Below are 14,516 nucleotides of genomic sequence, written 5' to 3' on the forward strand. Positions count from 1 at the left end.
CTGGGGTGCCAAAGATATTGATGACTTCATGAAGATTGCCGAGGACGTGCATCTCGATGGTGTAGTCGAGAAAATCAAGGTGCCGTTTCTGGTTACGCATGGCGAGAAAGACTCACAAATTCCGCTCAAGTGGGCAGAGCGGACTTATGAGCAACTGACCAACAGCCCCAAGCGGGAATTAAAAATATTTACCGAGCGTGAAGGCGGAGTACAGCATTCAAGCTTTGATAACAGCATTAACGCTGGACACTACATTGCCGATTGGGTCGCAGAAACCCTGGGCGGCCGAGTCGAAAAATCTTGAGGAGATGAGCATGAATATTGTTGGACCCGATGCGCTGATTTTTGGTGTAGACGATTTTGAAGCCTGTAAGCAATTCCTGCTGGACTATGGTCTGGATGACGCGGGTAATGGTCGCTTTGAAGCCTTGGATGGCACCGCGGTCATAATTGCCGAGAGGGATGATCCATCCCTACCTCCCGCTCTGGAAACCGGCAGCATGTTACGTAAAACGGTTTATGGCGTTGCTGATCAGGCCACTCTCGATGCTATTGCCCAAGAATTGGGCACAGACCGTGAAGTCCACAAACTCGATGACGGCTCCCTAGAGACAGTGGATGACCTGGGGTTTGTGCTGGGCTTCCAGGTTACGGTAAGGAAAAAACTGTCGCTGCCCGCAGTAAAGACCAACCTCCCGGGTTCATCCGATCTGCGGCCGATCAACGATGTAGCCGTCAGCACCGACGCACAGCCCAAGCCGGTCAGTCTTTCCCATGTGGTTTATTTTGTGCCTGATTTCGCTAAGGGTGAGGCTTTCTACAGCGAGCGCCTGGGATTTGTCACCACCGATCGCTTCACCAACGTCGGGCCCTTTATGCGCCCAGCCGGCACCCAGGATCATCACACAATGTTCATGATCCAGACACCACCGCATATGCAAGGCTGCGAGCATTTTACCTTTCACATGACTGGCCCCAGCGACGTTATGCAGGCCGGAACCAATATGGTGGATAAGGGCTACCAGAGTTTCTGGGGGCCTGGCCGTCATATTTTTGGATCAAACTGGTTCTGGTATTTCAAGAGCCCGCTGGGCTGCAACATGGAATACGACGCGGATATGGATCTCCATGATGAGAGCTGGACTGCCCGAGAAGCAGGTATGGCAGCCGATAATTCGCAGGTGTTCCTGATGGAGTATCGAGAAAAGTGGGCCCCCATGGGGCCGCCTCCCGGGAAGAACTGATTGTTTTGGACGATAATGTTCCAGTGCGTGATGTTGCCTCGCCGGTAGATTCTCAAAGTGAGGTCAGGCTGTGCCACCTTGATAAGCTATCGGAAGGGCGTGCGACCGGATTTGACCCATTCGGAAATGGGCGGCCCAGCGTATTTGTAGTGAAAAAGGACTCTGCTTTGTATGCATACAGGGACCTGTGTCCGCATTACGGGACTACCCCATTGCCCTGGAAAAAAGACGAGTACCTGGACAGGGCCGGTGAAGTTATTGTCTGTGCGGCACATGGTGCACGGTTCGATATCGAGTCCGGAAAGTGCCTCTCCGGGCCATGCCTGGGACAGTCGCTAACGGCAGTGGCGCTGCATGTCAGTAACGATGGTTATGTGACGGCAGAACTCGATTCATAACTCTGATTGGAGGAGAAGCCCATGAGTGCTTCAGTTAAAAAAGTTTTGATTATCGGCGGTGGTTTTTCGGGTATGTCCGCAGCCATCAAGCTTTGCGCGCAGGGCGTTGACACGCACTTGCTGGAGATTGACCCCAACTGGCGTGCCGATGGCGCTGGTATCAGTGTCGGCGGCGCAACCTTGCGTGCCTTCGCCGACCTGGGTGTGCTGGAAGAGTTCCTGGAACAGGGCAGTGCTCAGGAAGCGCTTGAGGTTATGGCGCCTACCGGGCAACTACTCCAGAAAATACCCAATCCCCCCGTCGCTGGCGCCGATGTGCCCGGTGGTGGTGCTATCATGCGGCCCGTTCTTGCCCGGATTCTGTCCCGGAAAGTGGTACAGGCGGGTGCGAAGGTAAGGCTGGGCTATACCTATAGCAGTATCGATCAGGACGACGACGGTGTAACCGTATCCTTCGAAGATGGTAGTAGCGATCGCTTTGACCTGGTGATTGGTGCCGACGGGCTCTACTCGAAAACACGAGAATGGCTGCTGCCTGATGCGCCCAAGCCAGGATATAGCGGGCAGGGGGTTTGGCGAGCCGTGTTGCCGCGCCCACCAGAAGCAGAAAACACCATGATGTGGGTGGGGCCACACCTCAAAGCAGGCATTAATCCAATGTCGAAGGACGAGGTGTATCTGTTCCTGACGGAAGACAAGAAGGTGAAAGAGCGTGTTCCGGAGGAAGAGTTGGTGCCCCGTCTTAAAGAATTGATGAGCACGTTTCCGGCGCCGTTTTTACAGTTGTTGCGCGACCAGGTGGATGAAACGTCACAGGTCCTGCTCAGGCCGTTGGAAGGATTGCTGGTACCTCTGCCCTGGTTTCGTGGTCGTGTGGTGCTGATCGGCGACACGGTACATGCCACCACACCGCATCTGGCGTCTGGGGCATGTATTGGCATTGAGGATGCCATTGTGCTAGCGGAAGAATTGGCCGGCAGGGATGCGCTTGAGGGCGCTCTGGATGCTTTTCAACAGCGTCGTTGGGAGCGTTGCCGCATGGTCGTGGAGAACTCAGGCCGCCTTGGCCAGATCGAAATTGAAGGCGGTGATAAACAGGAACATGCCAGAATCATGCAAGAGTCAATGCAGGCCCTGGCCCAGCCCATTTAATCACCCGCTGGCTCACGTGGTGGTCGAGTAGGGTTCCATAAAAGCAGGGCAGAATAATGTTGTATCTGTACCACAACGACATGTCAGTCTGTGCCCAGAAAGTGCGCATGGTCTTGGCTCACAAAGAACTTGATTGGGAAGGAAGCAACCTGAACTTGCGAGCCGGGGAGCAATTTGCCCCGGATTTTCTAAAAGTCAGCCCCAAGGGCCTGGTTCCTGTATTGGTTCATGATGACGCGGTTATTCTCGAGTCGAATGCGATCGTCCAGTATCTGGACGAGGTCTTTCCTGAATCGCCCCTTATGTCCCCGAATGCGGTGGAGCGAGCGCAGATCCGCGGCTGGTTAATTCGGCTCGATGCCGGCTTGCACGAGCAGTTGGCAGTTATCAGTTTTTGCGTGGCGTTTCGCCATCAGCTGTTGCAACGCCATGCTACCAGCGAATCGCTGCAAGTTTTTTTTGAGAAGATTTCCGATCCTTCCCGTCGCACTGTCATGGAGGATATTGTGACCAATGGTCTGGAGTCTCCGCGGCTCCGATTGGCAGCCCTGGCTTATAAAAAACTCATTGGCGATATGGCTACGGCATTGGCCGATAGCGAGTGGTTGGTAGGTGGAGAAATCAGCCTGGCGGACTTTGCGATGCTCCCTTATATCGAGCGTCTGGAGCAGTTGCAGCTATCCGGTTGGTGGGCGGCGTATCCGCAGCTGGACCAGTGGCTGGCCCGGCTGCGAACCACTCAGGCTTACCTGGTAGGTATTAACGAGTGGAGCAACCCCTCTTATATCCAGTTGATGAACGATTCAGGCGCGGAGGCGTGGCCTCACATGAAGGCGCTATTGGGGTAAACCCAAATCAATACGAGGAGCCAATGATGAAAATACCAACGATGCATATCCCCGGTGTCAGCGACACGACTGATGATACAAGAACCCCTTTCCCTCTGGATCAGTGGTACGTGGCGGCACTCGGTAAGGAGCTGACCGATAAACCTCTGGCCCGTACCCTGCTTTGTAACAAGGTCGTAATGTTTCGCGACGGCGAGGGCAAGGCATTCGCGCTTGAAGATCGTTGCTGTCATCGCGCCTTACCCCTGTCCTCAGGTACCGTCGAGGCCTGTGGTATTCGCTGCGGTTACCACGGCATGCTCTATAACGGGCAGGGCCAGTGCCTGGAAGTTCCCGGGCAGGATATGGTACCGCCACGGGCCAAGGTGAAGAAATATCATGTGGAAGAAAAAGACAGCATTATCTGGATCTGGTTCGGCCGCGATGAGGCCGCAGCGCCCAGCTGTGCACCGCCAGACTACACCGTCCACAGCAGTGGCGATTACATCTGGGACGGTTCCGCCTTTCATTACGAGGCCCCGTATCAGCTGATTCACGATAACCTGCTTGACCTGAGCCATCTTGGTTACGTCCACCTGAAAACCATCGGCGGCGATGCCAAAACGCACATGAATGCCGAGATGAAAGTGAAGGCGGAGGCCAAGAGCGTGCGTGTCGTCCGGCACATGCTCAATTCAGCACCGCCACCTACGTATACTGCTGCTTACCCCTTCAAGGGTCTGATCGACCGCTGGCAGGAGATTGAGTTTTACCCCAGCCATCTGCGCATCTGGACGGGGGCGGTTGACGCTGGCAGTGAAGATATCAATAACCCGTCGAGAGGAGGCTTTCATATGCGGGGCTTCCATGGCGTCACTCCGGAAACAGAATCTACTGCTCACTATATATGGACTATCGCGACTAATCCCGAGTCCAATGAGGAGGAGGTGCTGAAGAAGGTTGTCGATCAGACCGCGATGACTTTCGACGAGGACAAAGTGGTTATCGAAGACCAGTATGCCAATATGCTCAGCTTCGGTGAGGCGCCTTTGGTAAGCATCCACGTAGATGCCGGTGCAAATAGGGCCCGTCGGATTATTGACACGCTCAGGACGGTGGCCAACTAGCCCCGTATGTCGCGTTGTAAGGAGACAGCTATGGATTTGGGTTTATACAGCGGTTTGCCGGTATTCGGCACCGGATACCGCCTGCCGGCGAATTACTTCGCAATTGGCGCCATGCTGCTGGTACTCGCTTTATTATTGCCGGGCGCTGGTTGGGCCACCGAAGCCGAGGAGCGCCCTAATGTTCTTGTGATTCTGGCGGATGATCTCGCTTATACCGATCTCGGGGCTTACGGCGGCGAGATTGACACCCCGAACCTGGACCGTCTTGCCCAGAAAGGTGTGAAGCTGACCAGCTTCTACACGTCGCCTACTTGTTCTCCGACAAGGGCCATGTTGCTGACCGGTCGCGATCCTCACGAGGTTGGACTGGGCACGATGGCCGAAGCGCTCTACGCTACTCCGTCCATGCGCAAAGCTCCGGGTTACACTGGCCATCTCGATCCCAGCGTCAAGACACTCGCAGAGTTTTTTGCGGAAGCGGGCTATATGACCGCCATGACGGGGAAGTGGCATCTGGGAATGCGTCCTGAGCACGACCCCTCCACCCGCGGGTTCGAGCGCTCCTTTGTATTGCTGCAGGGAGGTGGAGACCATTTTGGTGCTTACCAGGCGGAGCTAGGTAAGAAAGGCCGGCCAGCGGCCTCCTATCGTGAAAATGGCGCACCGGCACGCTTCCCGGTGGGACAATACAGCAGCGATTTCTATACCTCCAAGATGATCGAATATCTGAACGCCGAGGAGCGTGGCGAGCGCCCGTTTTTCGCTTACCTGGCATTCACTGCACCGCACTGGCCCGTACAGGCCCCGGAAGATGTGATCGATAAATACAAGGGGCGTTATGCTGATGGCCCCGCAGCTTTGCACCGTTCGCGCCTCAAGGCGATGCAGACGCTTGGTATTGTCAACGAGGATGCACTAACTGCCCCTTCACCTGGTGCCGCCGAATGGGAGTCTCTTGATGAGAATGCGCGGGCCGTCGCCTCCCGGGGGATGGAAGTCTACGCGGCTATGGTGGACAACCTGGATCAGAATGTCGGGCGTGTTCTTCAGGCGCTGGAGGATCGCGGTGAACTGGATAACACCATTGTGCTTTTCATGTCAGATAATGGAGCCGAGGGGCAGACTCAACAAAGCCTCTCGCACCTGATCAAGGCGATGGGTGTACCAGACGCTGCGCGGGATGCTTTTCCGCGTCTCAATAACGACCCCGATACGCTCGGCAGAGCAGGTAGCTTTTATACGTATGGACCGGCCTGGGCCCAGGCCGGTGCTGGCCCCTATAGCCGTTTTAAAAGCTCAACCTATGAAGGTGGTGTACGCGCACCGGCCGTTATCTCCGGGCCTGGTATTGCCGCGGGTAGGGTAGAGCGTGAGCCGCTATCAGCACGCGACGTGCTGCCAACCCTGCTGGAACTGACCGGTGTTGATGCTGGTGTTGATGCTGGTGTGGACGCGCAGGCAGATGATGAAACGGCCGGTATCTCCTGGGCGGCCCTAGTCGATGAGAACGCAGATACTGTGAATGTTGAACAGCGGATTCTAGCCTGGGAGCTGTTTTTTCGACGGGGCGTGCGCATGGGCGACTGGAAGGCGGTTTATGCGAGTATGAACCCCCGCTTTCGCAGCGACCCGGGCAGGGGGGCAGCGGGTGTGCAATGGCGCCTATACAATCTCGCTGATGATGCCGGCGAGCAACATGACCTCGCCGACAAACACCCGAAGGTGCTGGATAAGCTCATTGCTGCCTGGGATCGTTACGCTGCAGCGAATGAGGTGACATTGAGGCCGCCGTCTACGGCGCCGGCCGAATAAGACGACGATTTCATGGACGGTTTTTCAGGGCCTCAGAGAGCGCCCGGTAAGCGAGTTATACTTCCTGCTCCAGCCTTTCGATAAAGCGCTGTTGCACCAGAGTCGGCTTCCAGCCTTTGCGGTGTGCGATGCCTATAGTGCGACCGGTGTCCTGGAGGTGCCGGGAGCTGACGCTCAGCAGACCAGAGCTTACGTCTACTTCCACCTGTCGCGCGGAGAGTAGGGCAGCCCGATCGCTTTCCATCAACACCCCTCGGGTAGCTACCAGGGAACTGCACTCGATCACGTGCTCCGGAGGTGATAGTCCGTTGTTCTCAAAGAACTGGGTGAATGCTTCTCTGCCGGGGGTATCCTCTCGAGGGGCGATCCAGTCCAGGCGCTGCAGTTCACCGGCGCTGACGCTGCCGCGTTTTTCCAGAGGGTGACCGGGGCGCACCACAATGCTCAGGGAATCCTTAAACAGCGCTCGCTGTTCGATGTCTGGGCTAGGGGGGGGATCCCTTAGAGCACCGACAATAATATCAAGCCGACCGTGCAGCAAGGCGTGGAGTTGCTCCTCATAGGGGCCGTCGATAATGCTGAGCCGGGCTTCCGGGTACTCATCGAGGAGATTTACCACCGCCCGCGGTACCATGCGGGTTCTCGCCAGAGGGAGGCAGCCAATTCGCAGGCGTCCCGTCATTCGCCCGTGATACTCCTGTACTTCTTCAATGCCCTGGGACAGCTCGGCGAAAAACAGGGCAATGTAGCGTGCCAACTGCCTGGCGTGCCAGCTCGGCTCCAGTCCCGATGGAGACGTTGAGAACAACCTATGCCCGCAAATGCTTTCGGCATCCTGTACGGCCCGGTGCACGGTGGGTTGGGCCAGCTTGAGGTGACGGGCGGCGAGGGTGTAACTGCCCTGCTCGACGACAGTCAAAAGCGCGCGTAGTTGACTGGCGGTGAGCGAGCGATAAAGCGGGGCGCTTTTGTTGTCTCTTTTTCCCAGCAAGCTATCCATTCGGCGCAGGAAGTTAATGGCTGTTTGTGTCCGTTCAAGAAAGATGTCGCCTGCTGGTGTCGGATTCAGGCCATCATGGGAGCGCGCGAAGATCTCGAAGTTGAGTTCTTTTTCAAGCTTGCTCAGTCCTTGTGTTATAGCTGATTGTGACAGGTGAATGGTATCGGTTGCGCGACTGATGGAACCCAGTTGTCGTATTTCCAGCGCGGCGCTGAGGTGGCGTAAGTTGAGCAATGGGGTCATGCTGATACCTCGCTTGGGTTTCTTACTATAGTAAATTCTAATACCCTAAGGCAAGAATTGAACATCCCAAACCCCGGCGCTGCTTGTATCCTGTCCAACCTGTGCAATCCAGTGAGAGCTTGACCATGCCTGTTTGTGTAACAGACATTGAACGTGTAGCGGAAGCAACCGTTGCCCTGTACCAGGGTGCTGAATCTGCCACCGTCCACGAGGCCCAGGGCCGTAAGGGCCTGTTGGCCAGCCATATGCGGCCGATTTACCGGCCGGCGGCCATCGCCGGTACCGCGGTTACCTGCGAAGTGGCACCCAACGACAACTGGATGCTGCATGTTGCGGTAGAGCAGTGCCGTCCTGGCGATATCCTCGTGGTCACCCCCACCAGCCCCTGCACTGACGGCTTCTTTGGCGACCTGCTGGCCACATCGCTCAAGGCGCACGGTGTACTGGGTCTGGTCATCGATGCCGGTGTGCGCGATATCGCCACCCTCACCGAAATGAAATTTCCCGTTTGGTCAAGGGCGGTCCACGGGCAGGGGTGCGTGAAGGAAACGGTCTGTAACGTCAATGTGCCGATAGTGTGTGCCGGCGCCCTGGTGAACCCGGGTGACCTGATCGTTGCCGATGACGACGGCGTGGTGGTGGTGCACAGGGAAGAGGCGGCAGAGGTCCAGGTCAAAATGGCCCAGCGGCTGGCCAATGAAGAGGCTAAGCGGGAGCGTCTTGCCAACGGCGAACTGGGGCTTGATATCTATAACATGCGCGAGCGCCTGGCAGAAAAGGGCCTGCGCTACGTGAAGACACTGCAGGACATCTGATCAATGCAAGCGGCGATCCCCTGTATGGTCATGCGAGGAGGTACGTCCAAGGGACTGTACTTCCTCGCCTCTGACCTCCCGGAGGCGGAGGAGAAACGCAATCGAGTACTGCTGGCGGCCATGGGGTCACCGGATGCCAGGCAAATCGACGGGATGGGCGGTGCCCACCCACTGACCAGCAAGGTAGCGGTGGTCAGCCCCTCGCAGGATCCTGACAGCGATGTTGACTACCTGTTCCTGCAGGTGGTGGTGGATCGGGCGGAGGTGTCAGACGCGCAGAACTGCGGCAATATCCTTGCCGGTGTCGGCCCCTTCGCCATCGAAAGTGGCCTGATATCCGCTAATGATGGTATCACCGACGTGCGTATTCACATGGTTAATACCGGTGCCCGGGCGATTGCCAGGGTGCAGACGCCGTCCGGTCAGGTCGATTACCAGGGTGACGCCCGCATCGATGGCGTGCCCGGTACCGCTGCGCCAGTACCTATCGACTTTCTGGATATAGCGGGGTCCAGTTGTGGAGCCTTACTGCCGACCGGCAACGTGGTCGACACCATTAACGGTGTGACGGTGACCTGCATCGACAACGGCATGCCCGTGGTTTTGTTGAAAGCCGAAGACTTTGGCTTGAGTGGTATTGAATCCCCCGCCGAACTGGAAGCAAATGAAGCGCTTAAAAGTCGCCTGGAAGATATTCGCACAGTGGCCGGCCCGATGATGGGACTGGGTGATATCAGCAACAAAACTGTCCCCAAAATGTGCCTGGTGTCGGCACCAGTTGCAGGTGGTGCAATCAATACCCGCACTTTCATTCCCCATCGGGTGCACGAGGCGATTGGCGTTCTGGGGTCTGTCAGCGTGGCAACAGCCTGCGTGATGCCCGGCTCCATAGCCTGGCAGGTGGCTGGAGAGCAGCCCGGCAGTGGACAGCTGACGCTGGAAGTAGAGCATCCCACCGGATTCTTTACCGTCGAGATGGAAGTCGACAGTGCTTCCGCAGTGGGCGGCGTAGAGGTAAAACGGGCTGCCCTGCTGCGCACTGCGAGGCTGCTGATGCGCGGTGAAGTACTGGTGCCACGAGCCAACGGCGGTCCGGTTTGATGATCGGCTGTGTTGGCATCATCGGCCTCGGTGAAGTGGGCCGTATCCTGGTGGAGGACCTGCTTGAGCAGACCACCCTGGGCGTGCGGGTCTGGGATTACCAGTTTGATAACGCCGCCAGCGCAGCTGCGCACAATCGTGCCGAGCTGGAGGCTGATACCAAAGTCAGCGCGGCATCGAGCGCAGCCCAAGCCGCACAGGGCTGCCAGCTAATACTGTCTGCTGTTACTGCCGATCAGGCCCGCAGTGCCGCTGAATCGATTCTACCGGGCCTAGCCCAGGATACGCTTTATGTGGACCTGAACTCGGTGTCGCCGGGAACCAAGCACAGCGTCTGTGAACTGATAGAAGATGCCGGGGGGCTTTTTGTGGAGGCGTCGGTAATGTCGCCGATCATGCCACAGCGTTCAGCGTCTCCAATTCTGCTGTCCGGTCGTCACGCGGCGGGATTCGCCGACCTCAGTAGTCAACTATGCTTCAGCAACGTGCAGGTGGCCTCCGACTCTCCCGGCGTGGCTGCTGCTACCAAGATGTGCCGCAGCGTGATCATCAAGGGCATGGAGGCGCTGGTTACCGAGTCGCTACTGAGCGCGCGTCATTACGGCGTAGAAGCGACTGTACTGGCGTCATTGCAAAACCTGTTTCCAGGGCAGGATTGGACAGCCCAGGCCCGCTACCTGATTTCGCGTTCACTCGAGCATGGCGAGCGCCGGGCCGCGGAGATGCGCGAGGTCGCCAGGACGGTAGAGGAGGCCGGATACACGCCCTGGATGAGTGAGGGCTGCGTCCAGCGCCAGGCCTGGGCGCCGCAGTTTGCAGCAGCACTGGAAGAAGAATCCCTGGATGCAATGCTGGATTCCATCCGCATACAATCAACGACCAAACAAGCTGAGAAACCACAATGATTATCGATTGTCACGGCCATTACACTACCGCGCCCGAACCTCACCAGGTGTTCCGGGAAGCACAGCTGGAAGCCCATGCCTCGGGCAAGCCGCTTCCCGAGCTGCCGCATATCAGCGATGACCAGATACGCGAGAGTGTGGAGAAAAACCAGTTGCGGTTGCTGCGGGAACGCGGCGCCGACATGACGATTTTTTCCCCCCGTGCCTCTGCCATGGCGCACCACCTGGGCGACCGGGCAGTGTCAGAGCAGTGGACCATGGCCTGCAATAACCTGATCAAACGTGTCGTCGATCTGTTTCCCGATTACTTTATCGGCGTCTGCCAGCTGCCCCAATCGCCCGGTGTATCCATCGAGCACTCCATTAGCGAGCTGGAACGCACGGTAAATGAGCTGGGTTTTGTTGGCTGTAACCTGAACCCGGATCCCTCCGGTGGCCACTGGACCTCAGCCCCACTGACTGATCGCAGCTGGTACCCGTTTTTTGAGAAAATGGTAGAGCTCGATGTCCCTGCCATGATTCACGTGTCCGGCTCCTGCAACCACAATTTCCACGCCACTGGCGCGCACTACATCAATGCCGATACCACCGCCTTTATGCAGTTTCTCCAGGGCGACCTGTTCAATGACTTTCCCGAGCTGCGCTTTATCATTCCCCACGGCGGTGGTGCAGTGCCCTATCACTGGGGGCGCTACCGGGGCCTGGCGGATATGCTCAAGCAGCCGCCCCTGGCTGAACATGTGATGAAAAATGTATTCTTCGACACCTGCGTCTATCACCAGCCGGGTATAGATTTGTTGTTCCGGGTGATCGACATCGACAATATCCTGTTTGGTTCGGAGATGGTGGGCGCTGTGCGGGGTATTGATCCGGAAACGGGGCAGTATTTCGACGATACCAAACGCTATGTGGATGCGCTGGATCTCTCAGCCGAGGACCACTACAAAGTTTACGAGGGCAATGCCAGACGGGTTTATCCACGCCTGAATGCCGCCCTCGAAGCGAGAGGTAAGTGAGCCGTGAGTGAATTCACCATGGATTTCGGCTGGCGGGTCTATCACCCGAACCCGAGCAAACCCGCTTTTGTCGCCCCACCGGGAGCAGTGGATGCCCATTGCCACGTATTCGGTCCCGGTGACATTTTCCCCTATGCAGCCGAACGCAAGTACACGCCATGCGACGGCCCCAAGGAAAAGCTGTGGGCGTTACGGGATCACCTGGGGCTGAGCCGCAATGTGATTGTGCAGGCCACCTGCCACGGCGCTGACAACCGGGCGCTGGTGGACGCCCTGCAGGATTCCAACGGCCTGGCGCGCGGTGTAGCGACGGTTAAGCGAGACATATCCGCAGATGAACTGCAGGCCCTGCACGATGCAGGTGTGCGTGGGGTGCGTTTCAACTTCGTGAAACGGCTGGTGGATAAATTACCCTTCGATTCCCTGGAGGAGATCTCGGCGAAGATCGCGCCTCTGGGCTGGCACGTGGTCATCTACTTCGAAGCGCCGGAGTTACCGGAGCTGTATGAATTCTTCACCGCACTGCCCACCGATGTGGTGGTGGACCATATGGGCCGGCCCGATGTCAGCAAGCCTGTCGATGGCGAGGAGTTCAGCCTGTTTCTCAAGTTGTTGCAGGAGAAACAGAACTTCTGGTGCAAGGTGAGTTGTCCCGAGCGACTGACACAACAGCAAGACTACCGTTATGACGATGTCGTGCCTTTTGCCCGCAAGGTGGTGGAAAGCTTCCCGGACAGGGTGCTGTGGGGTACCGACTGGCCGCATCCGAATATGCGCTCGCACACACCGGACGAAGGCTTGCTGGTGGACTATATTCCGCGCATCGCCACCACAGCAGAGTTGCAGCAAAAACTGCTGGTAGATAACCCCATGCGACTCTACTGGCCCGAAGAATCGACATCAGCTTAGAGATTAATCAGGAGACATAGAATGAAAGTATTGCTCGCTGGCCCGGGTGCCTTTGGTATCAAGCATCTCGATGGCATCAAGAATATAGATGGCATGGAGGTGGTGTCATTGGTCGGGGACGTTCCCGAGCAGGTTGAGGCGGTGGCGCAAGAGTATGGCATTGGCCACGTATCCAGCGATCTCGGCGAGGCGCTGGCCGCCACCGAGGCGGAGGCGGCAATCCTTTGTACGCCCACTCAGTTGCACGCGTCGCAGGCCATCCAGTGCATGCAGGCCGGGCTGCACGTAGAGGTGGAGATCCCCCTGGCGGACAGCTGGGCTGATGCCGAGGCGGTGGTAAAAACCCAGAAGGAGACCGGACTGGTCTGCATGGTGGGCCACACTCGCCGCTTCAACCCGTCGCACCAGTGGCTTCACAAGCGTATTACGGCAGGCGAACTCAATATTCAGCAGATGGATGTGCAGACCTATTTCTTCCGCCGCAAAAACATTAATGCAAAGGGTGAGCCCCGCAGCTGGACAGATCACCTGCTTTGGCATCATGCGGCGCATACGGTTGACCTGTTTGCCTACCAGGCAGGGTCTCCCATCGTTAAGGCGAACGCAATCCAGGGCCCCATCCACCCGGAGCTCGGCATTGCCCTGGATATGTCGATCCAGCTGCAGGCTGAAAACGGCGCGATTTGTACCCTGTCACTGTCATTTAACAATGACGGTCCGCTGGGCACCTTCTTCCGCTATATCTGTGATAACGGCACCTATATCGCCCGATATGATGACCTGGTGGACGGACGGGAAGAGGCTATTGATGTTTCGCAGGTCGACGTCTCCATGAACGGTATCGAACTGCAGGACAGGGAGTTCTTCGCCGCTATCAAGGACGGTCGCGAACCCAACTCCAGTGTCAGCAAAGTGCTGCCTTGCTACAAGGTACTCCACGACCTCGAACAGCAACTGGCCGGCTGAAGGACTCGAAGATGCACCAGCGAAAAATAGGCGAGCGGCAAGTCGGGGCAATCGGACTCGGGTGTATGAACCTGAGCCACGCCTACGGTCACCCGCCGGCAAAGGACGATGCTGTACGGCTGCTCCACCATGCCTTCGAAATCGGTGTGCGACACTTCGATACCGCCGCGCTTTACGGCTTTGGCAGCAATGAAAAACTGGTTGGTGAGGCGCTGAAGGAGCGGCGTAATGATATCTTCCTGGCCAGCAAGTGCGGTATGACTGGCGTCGATGGTGTGCGGGTCATCGATGGCCGGCCGGAAACACTGATGAAAACCGTGGACCAGTCGCTGCAGCACTTGCAGACCGACCATATCGATCTTTACTACCTCCATCGTTGGGACAAGACGGTTCCCATCGAGGACAGCATGGACGCCATGTCGAAGATGGTGCAACAGGGCAAGATAGGGGAGGTGGGCCTTTCGGAAGTATCTGCCGATACGCTTCGAAGAGCACATGCCGTACAGCCTGTAGCCGCCGTGCAAACCGAGTATTCACTGTGGACGCGCAATCCCGAAATAGCCCTGCTGCAGGCTTGTAGCGAGCTGGGCGCCGCCTTTGTGGCCTTTAGTCCGCTTGCCAGGGGGTTTCTGAGCGGTGGCGTAGAGGGTACTGATGCCATGGCCGAGAAAGACATTCGGCGTGGTATGCCTCGCTTTCAGGAACCGAATTCCTCTGCGAACCAGGCGCTCTACGAGTCATTCAGGCAACTGGCCGCCGAGGCCGGCTATACACCCGGGCAACTGGCGCTTAACTGGTTACTGTCACAGGGTGACAACATTATCCCGATTCCGGGAACCCGATCAGTGGAGCACCTGGAAGAAAATGTAAAGGCAGCTGAAATTAATATCGATTCGACGATACTCGCCAGGGCAGGCGAACTCATTGACCAGAATTCAGTGGCTGGCGAACGTTATCCCGCCGCGACCCAGGCAGAGATAGATACAGAGGAGTTTTGACAG

The 14,516-nt window shown here is 57.2% G+C and carries 15 protein-coding genes; 14 read left to right on the plus strand and 1 reads right to left on the minus strand.

Going from position 1 to position 14,516, the window contains the following annotated elements; translation table 11 throughout:
* The 7 genes from RJQ10_RS14085 to RJQ10_RS14115 all read left to right on the plus strand — a co-directional run.
* A partial coding sequence (locus RJQ10_RS14085; protein ID WP_350147679.1) for an alpha/beta hydrolase family protein occupies nucleotides 1-304 on the plus strand: 304 nt, incomplete at its 5' end.
* A 10-nt stretch (nucleotides 305-314) separates the two neighbouring features.
* Nucleotides 315-1,244, plus strand: coding sequence for a VOC family protein (locus tag RJQ10_RS14090; RefSeq protein ID WP_350147681.1), 930 nt, complete (start codon nucleotides 315-317; stop codon nucleotides 1,242-1,244).
* Between the two features lie 23 nt (nucleotides 1,245-1,267).
* Nucleotides 1,268-1,642: a Rieske (2Fe-2S) protein gene (locus RJQ10_RS14095; RefSeq protein WP_350147727.1), complete on the plus strand. Its 375-nt coding sequence runs from the start codon at nucleotides 1,268-1,270 to the stop codon at nucleotides 1,640-1,642.
* Between the two features lie 21 nt (nucleotides 1,643-1,663).
* Nucleotides 1,664-2,794: an FAD-dependent oxidoreductase gene (locus RJQ10_RS14100; protein ID WP_350147683.1), complete on the plus strand. Its 1,131-nt coding sequence runs from the start codon at nucleotides 1,664-1,666 to the stop codon at nucleotides 2,792-2,794.
* A 56-nt stretch (nucleotides 2,795-2,850) separates the two neighbouring features.
* On the plus strand, nucleotides 2,851-3,642 hold the full coding sequence (locus RJQ10_RS14105; RefSeq protein ID WP_350147685.1) for a glutathione S-transferase family protein: 792 nt from the start codon (nucleotides 2,851-2,853) through the stop codon (nucleotides 3,640-3,642).
* Nucleotides 3,612-4,748, plus strand: a complete 1,137-nt coding sequence (locus RJQ10_RS14110; protein WP_350147686.1) for a Rieske 2Fe-2S domain-containing protein — start codon at nucleotides 3,612-3,614, stop codon at nucleotides 4,746-4,748. The genes RJQ10_RS14105 and RJQ10_RS14110 overlap by 31 nt, the downstream gene beginning before the upstream one ends.
* A 30-nt stretch (nucleotides 4,749-4,778) precedes the next feature.
* Complete coding sequence (locus RJQ10_RS14115; protein ID WP_350147688.1) at nucleotides 4,779-6,560, plus strand: arylsulfatase; 1,782 nt, start codon at nucleotides 4,779-4,781, stop codon at nucleotides 6,558-6,560.
* A gap of 55 nt (nucleotides 6,561-6,615) precedes the next feature.
* Here the strand turns inward: RJQ10_RS14115 and RJQ10_RS14120 are convergent, their stop codons facing one another.
* Nucleotides 6,616-7,803: a LysR family transcriptional regulator gene (locus RJQ10_RS14120; protein ID WP_350147690.1), complete on the minus strand. Its 1,188-nt coding sequence runs from the start codon at nucleotides 7,801-7,803 to the stop codon at nucleotides 6,616-6,618.
* Nucleotides 7,804-7,928: 125 nt separating this feature from the next.
* On the opposite strand from RJQ10_RS14120, the gene RJQ10_RS14125 reads away from it, so the two are divergent.
* Genes RJQ10_RS14125 through RJQ10_RS14155 form a run of 7 tightly spaced genes read left to right on the plus strand, consistent with a single transcriptional unit; the run spans nucleotide 7,929 to nucleotide 14,513 of the window.
* On the plus strand, nucleotides 7,929-8,618 hold the full coding sequence (locus tag RJQ10_RS14125; protein ID WP_350147691.1) for a 4-carboxy-4-hydroxy-2-oxoadipate aldolase/oxaloacetate decarboxylase: 690 nt from the start codon (nucleotides 7,929-7,931) through the stop codon (nucleotides 8,616-8,618).
* 3 nt (nucleotides 8,619-8,621) lie between these two features.
* Nucleotides 8,622-9,719 (plus strand): 4-oxalomesaconate tautomerase, encoded by a 1,098-nt coding sequence (locus RJQ10_RS14130; protein WP_350147693.1) that lies wholly within the window; start codon nucleotides 8,622-8,624, stop codon nucleotides 9,717-9,719.
* Nucleotides 9,719-10,624: an NAD(P)-dependent oxidoreductase gene (locus RJQ10_RS14135; protein ID WP_350147695.1), complete on the plus strand. Its 906-nt coding sequence runs from the start codon at nucleotides 9,719-9,721 to the stop codon at nucleotides 10,622-10,624. The genes RJQ10_RS14130 and RJQ10_RS14135 overlap by 1 nt, the downstream gene beginning before the upstream one ends.
* Entirely contained in the window at nucleotides 10,621-11,640 is a 1,020-nt protein-coding gene (locus tag RJQ10_RS14140; RefSeq protein WP_350147697.1) for an amidohydrolase family protein, read from the plus strand. The genes RJQ10_RS14135 and RJQ10_RS14140 overlap by 4 nt, the downstream gene beginning before the upstream one ends.
* A gap of 3 nt (nucleotides 11,641-11,643) precedes the next feature.
* The gene (locus RJQ10_RS14145; protein ID WP_350147699.1) at nucleotides 11,644-12,549 is read left to right on the plus strand and encodes an amidohydrolase family protein; all 906 of its coding nucleotides are present in this window, start codon (nucleotides 11,644-11,646) and stop codon (nucleotides 12,547-12,549) included.
* A gap of 21 nt (nucleotides 12,550-12,570) precedes the next feature.
* Nucleotides 12,571-13,515, plus strand: a complete 945-nt coding sequence (locus RJQ10_RS14150) for a Gfo/Idh/MocA family oxidoreductase (protein WP_350147701.1) — start codon at nucleotides 12,571-12,573, stop codon at nucleotides 13,513-13,515.
* An 11-nt stretch (nucleotides 13,516-13,526) separates the two neighbouring features.
* A complete protein-coding gene (locus tag RJQ10_RS14155; RefSeq protein ID WP_350147703.1) occupies nucleotides 13,527-14,513 on the plus strand; it encodes an aldo/keto reductase in 987 nt (328 codons plus the stop codon).
* Nucleotides 14,514-14,516: the final 3 nt, after the last annotated feature.

This window comes from Haliea sp. (assembly GCF_040222615.1).
In the GTDB taxonomy this organism is placed as follows: Bacteria; Pseudomonadota; Gammaproteobacteria; order Pseudomonadales; family Halieaceae; genus Haliea.